This window comes from Mycobacterium sp. ZZG, assembly GCF_054786995.1.
Genome location: NZ_JBTBFV010000199.1, coordinates 1 through 570, shown reverse-complemented (window position 1 = coordinate 570; position 570 = coordinate 1). Strand labels below are relative to the sequence as shown.

Below are 570 nucleotides of genomic sequence, written 5' to 3'. Positions count from 1 at the left end.
GGCACTACACGACCCGCGATCTGCTCACCGGCCTGCTCATGGTCTCGGGTAACGACTGTGCGAATGCGCTGTCCCGGTCGCTCGGTGGCACCGAGGCCACGCTGGCGAAGATGAACGAGTTGGCGGCCTCTCTCGGCGCGCACGACACCCGGGCGGCCAGCCCGTCCGGCCTCGACGCAGCCGGGATGTCGACGTCCCCCTACGACATGGCGCTGTTCTTCCGTGCCGCTTTGCGGGACAACACCTTCCGCGAGCTGATCGGCTTGCGCACCTTCCGTTTCCCCGGCTATCCGCCCCGCGCCGACGTCCCCGGCGACAAACCCCATCCGGCCTACGACATGTATACGTCCAATCACCTTCTGCTAGAAGACTATCCGGGCATGATCGGCGGCAAGACCGGTTACACCGACGACGCACTGAAGACCTTTGTCGGCGCGGTACATCGCGACGGGCGCACCATCATGGTCGTGCAGATGTACGGGCTGTCGGTGGCCGGCGACATGTACTGGGATCAGGCGAAATCCATGTTCGACTACGGATTCCGGTCCGCACGCACCGTCTCGGTCGGTT

The 570-nt window shown here is 64.9% G+C and carries 1 protein-coding gene; it reads left to right on the top strand.

Going from position 1 to position 570, the window contains the following annotated elements; genetic code table 11:
- Positions 1–570: D-alanyl-D-alanine carboxypeptidase family protein (locus ACXMYJ_RS29340; RefSeq protein ID WP_460359579.1), on the top strand; the 570-nt coding region annotated here is incomplete at both ends.